General features: G+C 52.6%; 15 protein-coding genes. 7 read left to right on the top strand and 8 right to left on the bottom strand.

Annotated features, from left to right (window positions below; all coding sequences use genetic code 11):
* Nucleotides 1–7 precede the first annotated feature (7 nt).
* Nucleotides 8–2083, top strand: a complete 2076-nt coding sequence (gene ptrB / locus AAIG26_RS00425) for an oligopeptidase B (protein ID WP_343179350.1) — start codon at nt 8–10, stop codon at nt 2081–2083.
* On the opposite strand, the gene exoX is transcribed toward ptrB, so the two are convergent.
* Complete coding sequence (gene exoX / locus AAIG26_RS00430) at nt 2065–2727, bottom strand: exodeoxyribonuclease X (protein ID WP_020454107.1); 663 nt, start codon at nt 2725–2727, stop codon at nt 2065–2067. The genes ptrB and exoX overlap by 19 nt on opposite strands.
* 11 nt (nt 2728–2738) lie before the next feature.
* Nucleotides 2739–2969: a DNA polymerase III subunit theta gene (locus AAIG26_RS00435; RefSeq protein WP_020454106.1), complete on the bottom strand. Its 231-nt coding sequence runs from the start codon at nt 2967–2969 to the stop codon at nt 2739–2741.
* A gap of 137 nt (nt 2970–3106) precedes the next feature.
* On the opposite strand from AAIG26_RS00435, the gene yobA reads away from it, so the two are divergent.
* From yobA to AAIG26_RS00450, 3 genes are read left to right on the top strand one after another with little or no spacing between them, the layout of a single operon-like run.
* Complete coding sequence (yobA, locus tag AAIG26_RS00440; RefSeq protein WP_020454105.1) at nt 3107–3481, top strand: CopC domain-containing protein YobA; 375 nt, start codon at nt 3107–3109, stop codon at nt 3479–3481.
* The gene (gene copD, locus AAIG26_RS00445) at nt 3482–4354 is read left to right on the top strand and encodes a copper homeostasis membrane protein CopD (protein WP_343179351.1); all 873 of its coding nucleotides are present in this window, start codon (nt 3482–3484) and stop codon (nt 4352–4354) included. It begins immediately after the preceding gene.
* A gap of 18 nt (nt 4355–4372) precedes the next feature.
* Nucleotides 4373–4711: a YebY family protein gene (locus AAIG26_RS00450; RefSeq protein ID WP_044489676.1), complete on the top strand. Its 339-nt coding sequence runs from the start codon at nt 4373–4375 to the stop codon at nt 4709–4711.
* Nucleotides 4712–5606: 895 nt separating this feature from the next.
* Here AAIG26_RS00450 and AAIG26_RS00455 read toward each other — a convergent pair.
* Nucleotides 5607–6554, bottom strand: a complete 948-nt coding sequence (locus tag AAIG26_RS00455; protein ID WP_343179353.1) for a VirK/YbjX family protein — start codon at nt 6552–6554, stop codon at nt 5607–5609.
* Between the two features lie 174 nt (nt 6555–6728).
* Between AAIG26_RS00455 and pphA the strand changes: the two genes are divergently transcribed.
* Nucleotides 6729–7373, top strand: a complete 645-nt coding sequence (gene pphA / locus AAIG26_RS00460; RefSeq protein WP_343179354.1) for a protein-serine/threonine phosphatase — start codon at nt 6729–6731, stop codon at nt 7371–7373.
* On the opposite strand, the gene AAIG26_RS00465 is transcribed toward pphA, so the two are convergent.
* The 5 genes from AAIG26_RS00465 to yebS form a co-directional block, all read right to left on the bottom strand.
* Nucleotides 7374–7565 (bottom strand): YebW family protein, encoded by a 192-nt coding sequence (locus AAIG26_RS00465; protein ID WP_017456957.1) that lies wholly within the window; start codon nt 7563–7565, stop codon nt 7374–7376. It lies immediately after the preceding gene.
* A gap of 105 nt (nt 7566–7670) precedes the next feature.
* Nucleotides 7671–7910, bottom strand: coding sequence for a YebV family protein (locus AAIG26_RS00470; protein WP_017456958.1), 240 nt, complete (start codon nt 7908–7910; stop codon nt 7671–7673).
* 117 nt (nt 7911–8027) lie between these two features.
* Nucleotides 8028–9467, bottom strand: coding sequence for a 16S rRNA (cytosine(1407)-C(5))-methyltransferase RsmF (gene rsmF, locus AAIG26_RS00475; RefSeq protein ID WP_343179355.1), 1440 nt, complete (start codon nt 9465–9467; stop codon nt 8028–8030).
* Nucleotides 9468–9545: 78 nt separating this feature from the next.
* Entirely contained in the window at nt 9546–12179 is a 2634-nt protein-coding gene (locus AAIG26_RS00480) for an MlaD family protein (RefSeq protein ID WP_343179356.1), read from the bottom strand.
* Nucleotides 12148–13431: a membrane integrity lipid transport subunit YebS gene (yebS, locus tag AAIG26_RS00485; protein WP_343179357.1), complete on the bottom strand. Its 1284-nt coding sequence runs from the start codon at nt 13429–13431 to the stop codon at nt 12148–12150. Before yebS ends, AAIG26_RS00480 begins: the two co-directional genes overlap by 32 nt.
* Before the next feature lie 132 nt (nt 13432–13563).
* Between yebS and AAIG26_RS00490 the strand changes: the two genes are divergently transcribed.
* Nucleotides 13564–14061, top strand: coding sequence for a GAF domain-containing protein (locus AAIG26_RS00490; RefSeq protein WP_017456962.1), 498 nt, complete (start codon nt 13564–13566; stop codon nt 14059–14061).
* A gap of 96 nt (nt 14062–14157) precedes the next feature.
* Nucleotides 14158–14844, top strand: coding sequence for an RNA chaperone ProQ (gene proQ, locus AAIG26_RS00495; RefSeq protein WP_020454095.1), 687 nt, complete (start codon nt 14158–14160; stop codon nt 14842–14844).
* Nucleotides 14845–14856: the final 12 nt, after the last annotated feature.

Below are 14856 nucleotides of genomic sequence, written 5' to 3' on the forward strand. Positions count from 1 at the left end.
TTGTGCTATGTCGCCAAAAGCAAAAAAAATCCCGCACGCCATGACAATGCATGGTGATACGCGTATCGACAACTATTACTGGCTGCGGGACGATACGCGCTCACAGCCAGATGTTCTGGATTACCTCCATCAGGAAAATGATTACGGGCGAGAAGTGATGGCTTCCCAGCAAGCGTTACAGGACGACGTGCTGGCAGAAATTATCTCGCGAATACCGCAGCGCGAAGTCTCCGCGCCTTATATCAAAAATGGCTATCGTTACCGGCACATCTACGAGCCGGGAAGCGAATATGCGATTTATCAACGTCAGTCGGTTCTCAGTTCCGAGTGGGATGAGTGGTCGGTGTTACTGGACGCCAACCAGCGTGCCTCACACAGTGAGTTCTATACCCTTGGCGGCATGGAAGTCTCACCCGACAACACCATTATGGCGATTGCTGAAGATTATCTTTCCCGCAGGCAGTATGGTCTGCGTTTCCGCAATCTTGAGACGGGCAACTGGTATCCGGAAATGCTGGATAATGTCTCGCCGGAATTTGTCTGGGTTAACGATTCAGAAACGCTCTATTATGTGCGCAAACATGCCACAACATTACTGCCGTACCAGGTCTGGCGACACACCGTTGGCACGCCTTCGCAACAGGATGAACTGGTGTATGAAGAGCAGGACGAGACCTTTTATGTTGGCCTGAGTAAAACCACCTCCCAGCACTACATTACTATTCATCTCGCCAGCGCGACCACCAGTGAAGTACTCCTGCTGGATGCCGAACTGCCGGACGCTCAGCCGTTGCGTTTTCTGCCAAGGCGCAAAGATCACGAATATAGCCTTGATCACTACCAGCACACCTTTTATTTGCGATCCAATCGTGATGGTAAAAACTTTGGTCTGTATCGCACCAAAGTGCGTGATGAACGGCGCTGGGAAGTGCTGATCCCGGCGCGCGAGCATGTGATGCTTGAAGGGTTTACGCTGTTTACTGATTGGCTGGTTGTGGAAGAACGCCAGCGCGGCCTGACCAGTTTGCGCCAGATTAACCGCAAAACCCGGGAAGTTATCGGCATCGCGTTTGATGATCCCGCCTATGTCACCTGGCTTGCTTACAACCCGGAGCCGGAAACATCGCGCCTGCGTTATGGCTATTCATCAATGACCATGCCGGACACGCTGTTTGAACTGGACATGGATACCGGAGAACGGCGTGTTCTGAAACAAATGGAAGTGGCAGGGTTTGATGCCAGCGATTATCGCAGCGAGCACCTGTGGATCCACGCCAGAGATGGTGTCGAAGTACCGGTGTCGCTGGTTTATAACCATAAACATTTCCGCAAAGGTGAGAATCCGTTACTGGTGTATGGTTATGGTTCTTACGGCGCCAGTATGGACGCAGATTTTAGCAGCAGCCGGCTCAGCTTGCTGGATCGTGGATTTGTCTGCGCTATCGCGCATATTCGCGGTGGCGGTGAATTGGGCCATTCATGGTATGAGGGCGGGAAGTTCCTCAACAAGAAAAACAGCTTTAATGATTTTATCGATGTCACTGACAGCCTGCTGGCGCAGGGCTATGGCTCGCCCCTGTTTTGCTACGGCATGGGAGGAAGTGCAGGTGGATTACTGATGGGCGCGGTGATTAATCAACGTCCAATGCTATTCCATGGTGTCATTGCCCAGGTGCCGTTTGTCGATGCCCTGACCACCATGCTTGATGAGTCGATCCCATTGACCACCGGGGAATTTGAAGAGTGGGGCAATCCGCAGGATGAGACCTATTATCACTACATTAAAAGTTATAGCCCGTACGACAATATTGCCGCGCAGGCCTATCCGCATATGCTGGTAACGACCGGACTTCACGATTCGCAGGTGCAATACTGGGAACCTGCAAAATGGGTCGCGAAACTGCGTGAATATAAAACCGATGATAATTTGCTGTTGCTGTGCACGGATATGGATTCCGGGCACGGTGGGAAATCAGGCCGGTTTAAATCCTACGAAGGTGTTGCGCTGGAATATGCGTTCTTAATCGCCCTGGCGCAGGGAACATTGCCCGGAAAAGGGAACGGTTACTCTTCGCCCAGGTAGTGTTTTAAGGTTAAGCGTAGTTCCGGGCTCATGCGCTCCAGGTTGTTAAACAGCCAGCGCAGGTAGCCCGGATCGCGATCGGCAATTTCAGAGACGGCTTTCCCCCGGTATTTACCAAACGTAAATGTTGTCAGCAAAGCAGGGCGTCCGGTTACTGTGGCCATCTGATCGGGTGTCCAGCCAGACACCTGCATAATGTCGATCAACAGCGCAGCGGTGATGTAGCAATCATATAACGCCCGGTGGTGATGCAATCCGGCAGGGGTCTGAACACTCAGCTTGCGGGATTTATACAGCGCCATATTGCTGTATTTGATGCCGGGCCACAGGCGGCGCGCCAGCTTCATGGTACAAATCCACTCCCCTGGCATTTCAGGCAGCACCCGGCGATCAAAACTGGCGTTGTGCGCCACATACCAGTCGCTCCCGTAATAGTGCGGTACGATCTCCTCAATCCACGGCTGATGAGCGACCATCGCTTCGGTGATATGGTGTATCGCCATGGCCTGCGGACTGATTGGCCTGTCGGGGCGTACCAGATGGCTCATCGGGTTGACGATCTGCCCGTCGACGACATCAACGGAGGCAATTTCAACAATCCCCCCCTGTAAATCGCAGGTTTCGGTATCGATAACGCGTAACATGCCCGGCTCCATTATTTCACTTTGGGCTCGTAAGGCAGGCGGGAGAGCGATACGGAGGCCAGACGGTGGGCTATCAACCGCTCTCTAAACCAGTTCCGCAGATGTTCCGGCTGCTCGCGTTCAACGGCTTCGGCAATTACCGGCATGTTGTAACGCTCTTTAAACGCGACACCAGCCGCAGCAAGGTCGACGTTGATCTTGTCCATCTCTTGTTGTTCGAGCTGCGCTAGATTGGTAATCATGATGTTCTCCTGGGTTCACGCGGCAAAAGTTACTAAGCCTGTTGCAGAAAGACAAGCGCGCCGACGATGATACTCGACGCGATTATTGTACAGCGTTATTCTTTGTGCCATATGCATAACTAAAAGGAATGAACAATATGCCTGTTGCATCCTGTCGCCACTGGCGAGCCATCGCATTGCTAGTCAGCCTGTTCGCTACGCCTGCTGTTCTGGCGCATGCCCATCTTAAAGGGCAGTATCCTGCCGCCAACGCCGCTGTTACCGCCGCACCACAAGCATTAACGCTGAATTTCTCTGAAGGCATTGAGCCTAAATTTAGCGGCATCGCGGTGACCAACGCACAGCAGCAAATTATCAAGACTGGCGCGGTAAAGCGCAATGAGAATGACAACAAGCAGATGATTGTTCCGCTGGAGGAGTCGCTGCCGCCGGGCAACTATACCGTTAACTGGCATGTCGTTTCGGTTGACGGCCACAAAACCAGTGGCCAATACGCATTTTCCGTGAAGTGAATGATGTTAGCAGCCGTGTTGGTCGGATTGCGCTTTGTGCATTTTGCGGCTCTGATGTTGGTATTTGGCTGCACGTTATTTAGCGTGTGGTTCGCGCCGGGCAGTCTGCAACGCCTTCTCGCGCAACGCTTTCTTTTTTGGCAGCGGGGCTGTTTATGGCTTGCCGCAGTAAGTGCAGCTGCGATGTTTGCCGCGCAGGGCGGTGTAATGGGCGATGGCTGGCCTGATGTAGTGCGTACTGAAATCTGGCTGGCAGTCGCCGGCACGCAAACCGGAGCCGTGCTGGCGTGGCAAGTTGTTGCTGCGTGTCTGGCGCTTGTTGTCGTGCTTATGCAACCGCTACAGCAACGTAAAATACTGCTACTGGTGATCCTGCAGTTTGTCCTGGCCGCCGGCACTGGGCATGCCGCGATGCGCGAAGGCGCGATGGGCGTGGTGCAGCGGGGTAATCATGCCTTGCATTTATTATGTGCCGCAATGTGGCTGGGCGGGTTATTGCCCGTATTATTCTGCATGAAACTGGCCCATGGTCGCTGGCGTGCGGCAGCAATTGCCACCATGATGCGCTTTTCCTGGTACGGTCATTTCGCCGTCGCAGGGGTGATCCTCACTGGCGTTATCAATACACTCTTAATCCAGGGTTTGGTCTGGCCATGGCAGAGCCACTGGGGGCAGGGGTTATTGTTGAAATGTGCGCTTGTGGCGCTGATGGTAGTAATTGCTGTGATGAATCGGTATGTTCTGGTGCCGCAGCTGAATCAGCAAAGCGACACCGCGCGGCAACGTTTTATCGCGTTGACCTGGGTCGAAGTCGGGCTGGGCGCATTGGTGCTGGCAGCGGTAAGTTTGTTTGCAACATGGGAACCTTTTTGAATGAACCTGGCGGGAAAAATGAAGAAGAGTTTATTAGTTCTGGTAATGCTGGCATGTTCAGGTACGGCACTGGCTTCGCCGCAGGTCATTACCGTAAGCCGCTTTGAGATTGGCAAAGACAAATGGGCATTTAACCGTGAGGAAGTCATGCTGACCTGCCGGCCAGGTCATGCATTGTATGCCATCAACCCCAGCACGCTGGTGCAATACCCGTTGAATGACGTTGCTGAAAAAGAGGTGGCCAGCGGTAAGACTATTGCTCAGCCGATTAGCATTATTCAGATCGATAATCCCGCCAAACCTGGTGAAAAGATGAGCCTTGCGCCTTTTATTACGCGAGCTGAGACACTTTGTTAAAAGCCAGCGCTAATCCGCTGATCCACAATAAAAAACCGCAAGCCTGAATACACAAGCTTTGCGGTTTTTACTTTTCATAAGCGTGACGGTAACCCAATTTTTCTGACCACTTTTGTCGCGGACTGGAAAACCTGACGCCGTCATCTATTCTTAAAGTGCAAGGCGACTTAGCCTGCATTAATGCCAACTTTTAGCGCACGGCTCTCTCCCAAGAGCCATTTCCCTGGACCGAATACAGGAATCGTGTTCGGTCTTTTTTTATCTCTACGTCATGCAGGTTTCTTAATCTCGTCATGAAAATTCCCAAAACCGTACATCGCCACAAACCATAACATATTCTGCACCGCGTACGTCCAGGTATTTTTTTGTCATTACGAAGTTTTTATGACCAGAATAATGTGTCCTCCATGCGCTGCATCACATAGCCTGCCAGTAAGCCAGGGTAAACCGTCACGTGCCTCGGGCTTACGGTTTTCCGAGGCACAGAAGATAAATCGCCTACTCAGCAGAGGTTCTGAACCAGGGGGCCGTTAAAACCCGTTTACGATTGCAGAATACCGTCGGGAGATTGGTTCCTTTAATAAACTTAATAGCGATATTTGCCTTTAGGCTTGCAGGTATTAGCGCTCGATAATTGCCAGATATTCTGCGCGGATCTTGCATCCGGGCACGGCGATGTGTCACGGCTCAGAAATAGTCCTTGGTGCGAGCGTCAATATTAAACAGCGACATTTGGGTGGGCTTCTCCGGGGAGGTCAGTAGCGCAAAGTATCAGAAAAGCGCTTCGGGTGCCCGGAGAGGGATGTAAAAAAGCACCAGAACTGGCGCTAACGAATTTCAACCGTCCAGCCCGGTCTGCAAATCAGGTTAGCTGGACGGTTACAGACAAATGCTGTTATGCCGAAAATAAGTCGTTAATTTTTGCAATCACATCGTCCAGTAATTCGAAACGGCGGCGGTATTCAGCACGTTTTTTACTGGCGATCGCTTCCAGCGGTTTACGCGCGAATTGCAGCGGTAAACGCCAGCGCCATGCACTCTCTTTTTCGCCTTCAATTGACGCCCAAAACTCATCATAGCTGGCGTGGAAATGGCGGCCTTTGCTCAGGCGATAACGCAACGCACGGAAGACGTGCCCGTTATCACTGACGCCATAAATTGCCGAAACGCCGGAAAGCAGGGAAATCTGGCTGATGACTTCAAGCAGCATCTTTTTCGGGAAGATACCGTGGCAGGCGCGGGTTGCGATTTTAATCACTTCGTGGCTGACGCTTCGGCGCGGGCCTTGCAAACCACCAATCACCAGCGAGCGATGGCCTTCTCCACCCACCACACTAAAGGTCACGCTTGCCAGCAAGGTTTGCTCGCTATCATACATCCACAGGGTGGTTTCTCCCTCGCGCTCAGCTTTGCTGGCACAAGAGGCATAGACGCTAAAACGCGCATCATCTTTGCCAGTAAATTCAATAATCTGCACCGGTACGGGTGAGCTCAGCGCTTCAGCCAGTTTTGGCGATACTTTTTCATCAAGCCAGGCGTAGTGGCTAATAATGGCATTCGCACGTTGCGAAGCATTTAACCCGAGCGTTAAATATTGGCGATGCGATTTGCTCGGTAGCGTTATTTGCGCGTCAAGTAAGCGGCTAAAATCCGGGCGCTGCGAAAGTGCGGTAAGCATCCGGTTTGTGGACGACCAGAACAGCAGCGAACGCAACAAAAACTTAATGCGGTAATTACGTTTTTTCCAGATGGGGCCTGGCACAAGACGTCCGCTTACCAGGTCGGAAATAATATGCGCATTATGATTTGAGTTAAGTTCTGTTTGCAGGCTGGGATTTGACACGGAGAAAGACCTCTAAAAGTTCAGCGCTTAGTTTAGAGGTGAGGGAAAGACAAATTAACCTTGCTGCCAGCTTTATTTCCGTTCTGTTTAAGTTCTATTTAGAAATAGAGACAAAACCGATTCTCTCTTCTTCGGGCAGGATTTTCCTATACTGGTGAGACAGGGGGAATGAATATGTATCAACGTATTGAAGGCATTCACTGGCGACATATTTGGATTGTCGGCGATCTACACGGTTGCCACCAGCGTTTAATGCAAGCCTTACGGGAACGCCACTTTGATCCCTATCAGGATTTACTCATCTGTGTCGGGGATCTAATCGATCGTGGTCCGCAGAGCCTGCAATGCCTTGAATTACTCAACAAACCCTGGTTTCGTACCGTGCGTGGCAATCATGAACAGATGGCTATCGACGCGCTGCGTTACGGCGAGATGGCAATGTGGCAGCTTAATGGCGGCACCTGGTTTAGCACGCTTGATGAAGCACAGCAGCAACAGGCGCTCGAAGCACTGCGTACTTGCGCTGAATTGCCATACATTATGGAGTTGCGCTGCAGGGGGGAGGTGAATGTGATTGCCCATGCAGACTATCCGGCAGAGGAGTATCTGTGGGAACAGGAGGTGGACAGTGAATCCGTGCTCTGGCGGCGCGACCGGCTTAACCAGCTTTTAGCCGGTAAAGGCAATCGCATCGCGGGGGCCGATCATTTCTGGTTTGGCCATACTCCGCTTAAGCAGCGTTTTGATGGGCACAATCAGCACTATATCGATACCGGGGCGGTTTTTGGCGGCGAACTGACGCTGGTACAGCTTCAGTGATCAGAAATCGCTGAACTCGTTAGCCGGGTGCCAGAAACCATCGATAAACTCTTCTACCGGAAAACAGCCGCCGTGGCGCATTCGCTGATCGTTCATTGCGATGAGACACTGCTGTTCCGTGTTATAGACATCAACCACGATGTCATCGCATCCACCGTCCAGGTAGCAAACAAATAAAACCAGAGCGAACATTCCATCCTCAGCGCTGTACAACGTAACGATAAGTGTAGGGGATGAATGAGGGCAGGGGAAATCAGGCAGGTAAATAACCCGTCTTGCGGACGGGTTCCCTTTGGGTCAGGCAAGACGCATAACCCAGGTATCAGATTTCTGATCGTAATGTTCGCGATAAAGCACCGAGTGTTCGCCATTCAGGATCGCGGGAATGCTGGTATCCGCGTCCCAGGCATCAAGCTGCATACATAAATCCGGGTCAGAACTGCAGGGAATGCGTAACGTTCGCTCGCCCTGATTATCTCCCTGCAACTCGGCATCATCGATTTCAAATGCGCCAATACGCACGCTGGTTTTCGTCATAATGCTCTCCGTTGATCGTCAAAAAATGTGGTATGACCAGTAAGGTCACCCACATTTCAGCCTGGTACAACAATGAGCAAGTCGCCAGTCAAAAAATGCGTTTTTTTTAGCGCACTGTCACGCACTACCGGCGAACAATCGCCCATCACGTACCAGTTCACGGGGATAACTGTTTTTCAGTCGCGAACCGATTTTTTTGGCAAGCCCCAGAGGCTGGCCCTGGAAAGTGACAATCACTTCATCATTTTTGGGAGGATTTTGCGGGTAAATATCGCGCCCGCGATACCACTCTTCCGCCTCCGCGAGCGTCAGCGCAAACGCCAGCGGATTATTAAGACCGGCGAGAGCAATCACGGCCTCATGCTGCCAGCGATACCCTTTGTTATAGGTCTCAGCAAGACGAATACCAATACGCGAAAAACGGACTTTGCCAATCAGTGGCTCGATCTGCGCCGGGAACAGCCAAATCTCTTTATCCCGCTGCCATAAATGCAGCTCGTCGCTCCATTGTAGACCAACCTGCGCAGCAGCAGCTGCCACCTGCGCGGCGTCTTTGGGTTTCAGCGGGGTAAAGGGAAAATTACCGACCTTGTAAGTTGGCGCGGGCAACGGCGCTATCGCGGCGGTTTTGCGCAGGCGGGCGACAAAAAAACCTTCACAGTCGTAAATCTGCGGGAACACATGCAGAAAACCTTCTACGGTGAGCGCCTGGCTGGCTTGCGGGAACAGTTCACCGAGCGGCAAAAATTGGACAGCATGCGGGTACTTAGCCTGCAGCCAGTGGCAGATCGCTTCGTTTTCGTCACGATTAAGGGTGCAGGTTGAGTAGACCAGGGTTCCCCCGGGTTTTAAGGCGTGGAATGCGCTGTCGACCAACTCGCGTTGGGTGGCGGCAATCTCAAGGTTACTGGCAACAGACCAGTTTTTTAGCGCGTCAGCATCTTTACGTATCACGCCTTCGCCTGAGCAGGGCGCATCAAGCAAAACGGCATCGAACATTTCTGGTAATGCCGGACCGAATACGCGTCCGTCAAAATGGGTCAGCGCCACGTTGCTGATGCCGTTGCGACTGATGTTGGCATGCAATACTTTTACGCGGCTGGCGGAAAACTCATTTGCGAGGATCGCGCCCTTGTTACCCATCCGTGCGGCAATCTGCGTGGTTTTAGAACCGGGGGCTGCGGCGACATCTATCACCCGCTGCGGCATTTCCCCGTCGGCAAACAGCGCTGCTACGGGCAACATTGAACTGGCTTCCTGAATATAAAACAGGCCGCTCAGGTGCTCTGCGGTGCTGCCCAGTGGCAATGTGTCTTCATCATCGCGCTCGATCCAGAAACCTTCCGCACACCATGGTACCGGCGTTAATTGCCAGCCATAAGGCGCGACCAGTTCCAGAAAGTCGTTAACGGCAATTTTCAGCGTATTGACGCGGATACTGCGCCGCAGTGGGCGTTGACAGGCAGCAATAAATTCATCGAATGAGAGATGTTCCGGCATGGCTTGACGCATTTGCGCCAGAAATTCATCCGGAAGATAGACAGCGTTTTGAGCCACGGGGCGTACCACAGGAGTAAAAACAGGCGCGCAGTGTAACACAAAGGCTCCGGCGCAAGCACGCCGGAGCCTGCTGGCTTAACGCGGCAGGGCGGTGCCCCACTGGCGCCACTCTTTGGGTTCGCTTTCGAGCAGCAGGAAGTGTTTACCCGGTTGCGCTTTCGGCGCCAGCGGTGTTTCCGGCGGTGTAGCGAAGGCGATACCACCGCGAATAAACTGGTTGAAAGTCCCTGTTTTCACCACACCGCCAACCAGACCAAAGTCCAGCGAGTAACCGGAAGCGAGCCAGAACACCGAGTTATTCCGTACCAGGTGCTGATAGCGTTTACTGATCCGCATGCCAATCATCACGCGATCGGAAAGCGTTCCCAGCATCATGCCGGTAACGGTGCCAACTTCGATACCGCGGAATAACACCGGGGTGCCGATGTTGATCGAACCCGCTTCCGGCGCTTCGACAACGATATTCAGACCATCGAGGTAGCGGGAATCGGTAATGGTGGCTTCTGAAATTTCAAAGTCGCGCCGCGCGTCGCCGCGGCCCGGCTCCACATTGATATAGGGCTGCAACAAGGTATCGAGGTGTTCGACACCCGCAGCGGAGATTTGCGGGGTGATCACCGAGAAGCGTGACCCGGCGCGGGCAAATGTCTGGACATATTCCGGATACAGCACGGCGCTCGCCTGGACTTCGTTCTTATCGGTAATCAGTTGCAAATCCTGAATTTGCCCGATATCGATTCCCAGATAACGAATAGGCATGCCCGCCGCCATTTTTCCGGCGTCAAATGCATGTAATGTAATCTGCCCACCGACCGCGCGAGCCGCGGTTTCTGAAGCATAAAGTACGCGTTTATCGCCTTTGCGCACACGTCCACTGGCACCGCTAAGGTTATCGAAACTGATAGCGCCCTTGATGGCGCGCGAGAGCGGGGCGGCCTGCACGGTGAGGCCGCTCCCGTTCAGTTGTACTTTCGCGCCACCTTCAGCCCAGAAAACGCTATTGCTGGTCAGTAAGTTGCGGTATTCCGGTTTGATATGCAGTTCAATATCAAACGCATTCGCGCGTGGACGCACGGTAATCACTTCGCCGACTTCAAACTTGCGGTACAGCACCACTGAACCGGCCTGAACGTCCGGCAGCGTGTCCGCCGTCAGCGTCAGCGTGGTGGTTGGCAGGTCGCTCAGGCTGTTTTCGAGAGCCTTATCGAGGTTGGCGAACAGAGGGTAACTGTTTTTCATCTCGCCTTTGGCACCAGGCAGAATGCGGATGCCGCCGCTGAGCCACTCATTAGCGCTGGCGGCGAGGAACTCAACGCCATCAAGTCCTACTTTGACATCAACACGGCTGTTGACGACGAACTTACTGTCGCCGTGCACTAAATCGCGATACTGCGGATCAATAGCGACAGCAAACGTAACGCCCTGGTTCGTCAGGTTGCGCTCCAGCACCTGGCCGACCTGCACGCCATGGAGCACCAGCGGTTGTCCGGCGTCAATACCGTAGCTTTCCGGTGCGGTGAGTGTCAGGGTTACCACACCGGGTTCCTGCAACAGGTTTTTGTCCGCCGGCAGGACAACAAACTGATTACGCGGTTGACCTTCACCCGGTACCAGCTCCAGCGTGCTGCCGGTCAGCAGGGAGCTAAGATTGGTATTGCTCAGTGAAATTTTGGGATTGTGCATTTCGATGCGCGTATTATCGCGCAACAGGTTCACCACACTCGGATCAACCGTTAACTCGCCGCTGACAGCGCCGCCAGGGTTGAGGTTAATTTTAGTCAGTTGCCCCACTTCCAGCCCCTGATACATCAGCGGTGTTGAACCGGCTTTTAATCCCTGGCCGCCCGGCAAATCGAGTTTCACCAGTACGCCGCGCTGGCTGTGCGCCAGGTCTTCGTATAAGCCATATTCGTCGTCCTGGGCGGCGGGTTGCGAGGCTTCAGGCGAGTCAAAAGCGATTGCACCGTTGACCAGTGCCGCCAGACTTTCAAGTTCGACTTTTGCACCGCTCAAGCCGACATCGGCTTTCACGCCGGAAACGTTCCAGAAACGGCTGCCTTTTTTCACCAGATTGGTAAAACGGCGCTCGATCAGTACATCAATGGTGACGCCCTGTTTATTGGTGTTGATCGAATAGTCATACACGCGCCCGACCGGGATTTTACGGAAGTAGACCAGTGAACCGCTGTTCAGCGCCCCTAAGTCCGGAGCATGAAGATGGATCATTAATTCGCCGTTGTTCAGGCGATATTTCGGTTGCGTATCCAGCGCGGTGAAGTGCTCCTGCGGTTCGCCTTTGCCTGGCATCATGCCAATATAGTTACCGCCTACCAGCGCATCGAGCCCTGAAACGCCCGCCAGCGACGCTTTCGGCGTAACCAGCCAGAACTGAGTTTCACTGCGCAAGGCGTCTTTCATATTGGATTTGATGCTGGCGCGGACTTCGATTTTCTTCAGATCTTCGCTCAGGCGGATGTCCTGCACCGTGCCGACTTCAACGCCCTGATAGCGGACAGGGGTACGCCCTGCAACAATGCCATCGGCGGACATAAAATCAATCGTGATGGTGTTGCCGCGATCTTCATAACTGCTCCAGATAAGCCAGCCCGCAATGAGCAGGGCGATGACCGGGAGCAACCAGAAAGGCGAAATGCGCCGTTTTGTTTTAATACGCGCTTCAGTCGGCGAAGCGGGGGTTTCCTGACTCATGTGCATCCCAAAGTAAGCGGCTGTCCAGCCATTCCACAGCAAGAATAGTCAAAATTACCGCTGCACCGAAATAAAACGCAGCGGGTCCCATAGTAAAAGCGAGGAGTTGGTCGCGGTTAATCAGTGACATCATTAATGAAATGACAAACAGATCGAGCATCGACCAACGCCCAATCCAGGTCACAAAGCGCAAAAGTAAAATACGAGTGCGTAACCCCTGTTCAAATTTGAAATGGATGCTAAGAAGCAGTGTAAACAGCACGATCACTTTGGTAAACGGCACCAGAATACTGGCGATAAACACCACACCCGCCACGGCAACATTGCTGTGCGCCAGCGAAATTATCCCCGACATAATCGTATCTTCTTGTCGTGTGCCGTTGACGTAAATAACGGAGATTGGGAGCAGGTTTGCCGGAAACAGAAAGATCAATGATGCGAGAAGTGATGCCCAGCATTTCTGCAAACTCTGTTTACGACGATGCGTTAATGGAATGTGGCAGCGAGGGCAGCGACCGCGAACGTCCGGATAACCGGTAAAATGGCAACCCAGACAGATCAGTAACTTGGGATCGGGGCGTCTCGCCGGGCGTTGCGGATAAAAGCGCTCCCACAGCTGTTCAACGTTCAAATGGATGAGCGTCATTACGCTTAAAATTACGAGTGCGACAAACGCAAACAACCCGATACCCGGTTGGATGTAGGCATAGTCCTGCACTTTAATCGAGGCGACGCCAACACCAACCAGATAGATATCCAGCATCACCCACTCTTTGAGTTTTTCCAGCATTAACAACACCGGGCGCAGATTCATGCCGAGGATGTTGCCAAGCCATAAATAGGCGATAGCGGTAACCAGCACCAGCGGCGCGCCAACGGTGCAAAACAGCACCATCGCGCCGGTGATCGGCGAGCCTTGCGCGGTCATTTGCCAGATACCCTGCAACAAATTGGCGTCAATACGAACACCGAGTAAATAGAGATGTAGCAGCGGTTCACCCCAGGCGAAGGGCATCAAGAGGATCATAGTCACCGCCATCGCACCGAGGCGCGTTAATGACCAGTCCCGTCCGTCACGAACTTTCGCATCACAACTGGGGCAAAATGCACTTTGGTGCGATTTCATAACCGGTAACGCAAAAAGCGTATCGCACTGGGGGCAGCGCTGGTAATGTGCGCGTGGCAGTGCTTCACCCACGCGATAAACGGCGATTTTTTTCCCCGGCGTAATTTGTTGTATCTTTAGTGCCATTGCGGGTATCAGAAAATGTTTAGATGCATCTATCTTAACTCATGAATGGAACATCTTGAGCATCAACGCATTTAATGCTTATTTTAATAGGCTAAGCAGTTTTTCGAAGTAAGACACCAAAATGGTTGGATAATGAACAAAACAGAATTTTACGCGGATTTAAACCGCGATTTTCAGGCGTTAATGGCAGGTGAAACCAGTTTTTTAGCGACGCTCGCGAATACTAGCGCGCTGTTATTTGAACGCCTTGATGGGGTGAACTGGGCCGGTTTTTATCTTCTGGAAGCGGATACGCTGGTGTTAGGGCCGTTCCAGGGCAAAATTGCCTGTGTGCGCATTCCGGTTGGGCGAGGAGTTTGCGGCACTGCGGTTGCGCAAAATCGCGTACAGCGTGTGGAAGATGTGCATCAGTTCGATGGTCATATTGCCTGTGATGCGGCAAGTAATTCTGAAATCGTACTGCCGGTAACGGTAAATAATCAGATTATTGGCGTGCTGGATATCGACAGCGTCGTCTTTTCTCGCTTCACCGCCGAGGATGAACAGGGGCTGCGCGAACTGGTTTCGCATCTTGAAAACGTTCTTGCGGCGACCGATTATCAAAAAATCTTTGCACCCGTCGCAGGATAATCAACGGATAACGTAGCATTTACCGATAGCGTCATTATAATGACGCCTGTTCATGCCTGCGCTTGTTGGCAACGTCCGTTGTAATCAGGAAATTTCATGGAAAATCAACCTAAGTTGAATAGCAGTAAAGAAGTTATCGCTTTTTTGGCCGAACGTTTCCCACACTGTTTCAGTGCTGAAGGCGAAGCACGCCCCCTGAAAATCGGTATTTTTCAGGATCTCGTCGAGCGTGTTGAGGGTGAGATGAATCTCAGCAAAACCCAACTTCGTTCCGCTTTACGTCTTTATACTTCAAGCTGGCGTTACCTCTATGGTATCAAAGCGGGTGCGGCGCGTGTGGATCTCGATGGCAACGCGTGTGGCGTGCTGGATGAGCAACACGTAGAACATGCCCGCAAACAGCTTGAAGAAGCCAAAGCGCGCGTTCAGGCACAACGTGCTGAACAGCAAGCTAAAAAACGAGAAGCCGCTGCTGCCGCAGGTCAAGAAGAGACGCCGCGCCGTGAGCGCAAAGCTCGCCCGGCTCCGCGTCGTAAAGAGGGCGCTGAACGCAAACCTCGTACTGACAAACCTGTCGCGAAAACCCAGCGTGCACCTCAGCAGGAAGAGCGCCATACACCAGTTTCAGATTTATCTGTGCTGAGCGTTGGGCAAAACCTGAAGGTGAAAGCAGGGAATAATGCGATGGACGCCACGGTGCTGGAAATCACTAAAGATGGCGTTCGCGTACAGCTTAGCTCGGGTATGTCGATGATTGTACGCGCAGAACATTTAATGTTCTGAAACGGAGGCCTG

Origin of the sequence: Kosakonia sp. PSU_27 (genome assembly GCF_039409795.1) — a bacterium.
In the GTDB taxonomy this organism is placed as follows: Bacteria; Pseudomonadota; Gammaproteobacteria; order Enterobacterales; family Enterobacteriaceae; genus Kosakonia.

Coding starts and splice junctions, on each gene's coding strand:
- AAIG26_RS00465 (WP_017456957.1), bottom strand. CDS start 7,565: ATGTTCGCTCTGGTTTTATTTGTTTGCTACCTGGACGGTGGATGCGAT.
- copD (WP_343179351.1), top strand. CDS start 3,482: ATGATGTTAGCAGCCGTGTTGGTCGGATTGCGCTTTGTGCATTTTGCG.
- yobA (WP_020454105.1), top strand. CDS start 3,107: ATGCCTGTTGCATCCTGTCGCCACTGGCGAGCCATCGCATTGCTAGTC.
- proQ (WP_020454095.1), top strand. CDS start 14,158: ATGGAAAATCAACCTAAGTTGAATAGCAGTAAAGAAGTTATCGCTTTT.
- exoX (WP_020454107.1), bottom strand. CDS start 2,727: ATGTTACGCGTTATCGATACCGAAACCTGCGATTTACAGGGGGGGATT.
- AAIG26_RS00435 (WP_020454106.1), bottom strand. CDS start 2,969: ATGATTACCAATCTAGCGCAGCTCGAACAACAAGAGATGGACAAGATC.
- pphA (WP_343179354.1), top strand. CDS start 6,729: ATGTATCAACGTATTGAAGGCATTCACTGGCGACATATTTGGATTGTC.
- AAIG26_RS00450 (WP_044489676.1), top strand. CDS start 4,373: ATGAAGAAGAGTTTATTAGTTCTGGTAATGCTGGCATGTTCAGGTACG.
- AAIG26_RS00480 (WP_343179356.1), bottom strand. CDS start 12,179: ATGAGTCAGGAAACCCCCGCTTCGCCGACTGAAGCGCGTATTAAAACA.
- AAIG26_RS00490 (WP_017456962.1), top strand. CDS start 13,564: ATGAACAAAACAGAATTTTACGCGGATTTAAACCGCGATTTTCAGGCG.
- AAIG26_RS00470 (WP_017456958.1), bottom strand. CDS start 7,910: ATGACGAAAACCAGCGTGCGTATTGGCGCATTTGAAATCGATGATGCC.
- yebS (WP_343179357.1), bottom strand. CDS start 13,431: ATGGCACTAAAGATACAACAAATTACGCCGGGGAAAAAAATCGCCGTT.
- ptrB (WP_343179350.1), top strand. CDS start 8: ATGTCGCCAAAAGCAAAAAAAATCCCGCACGCCATGACAATGCATGGT.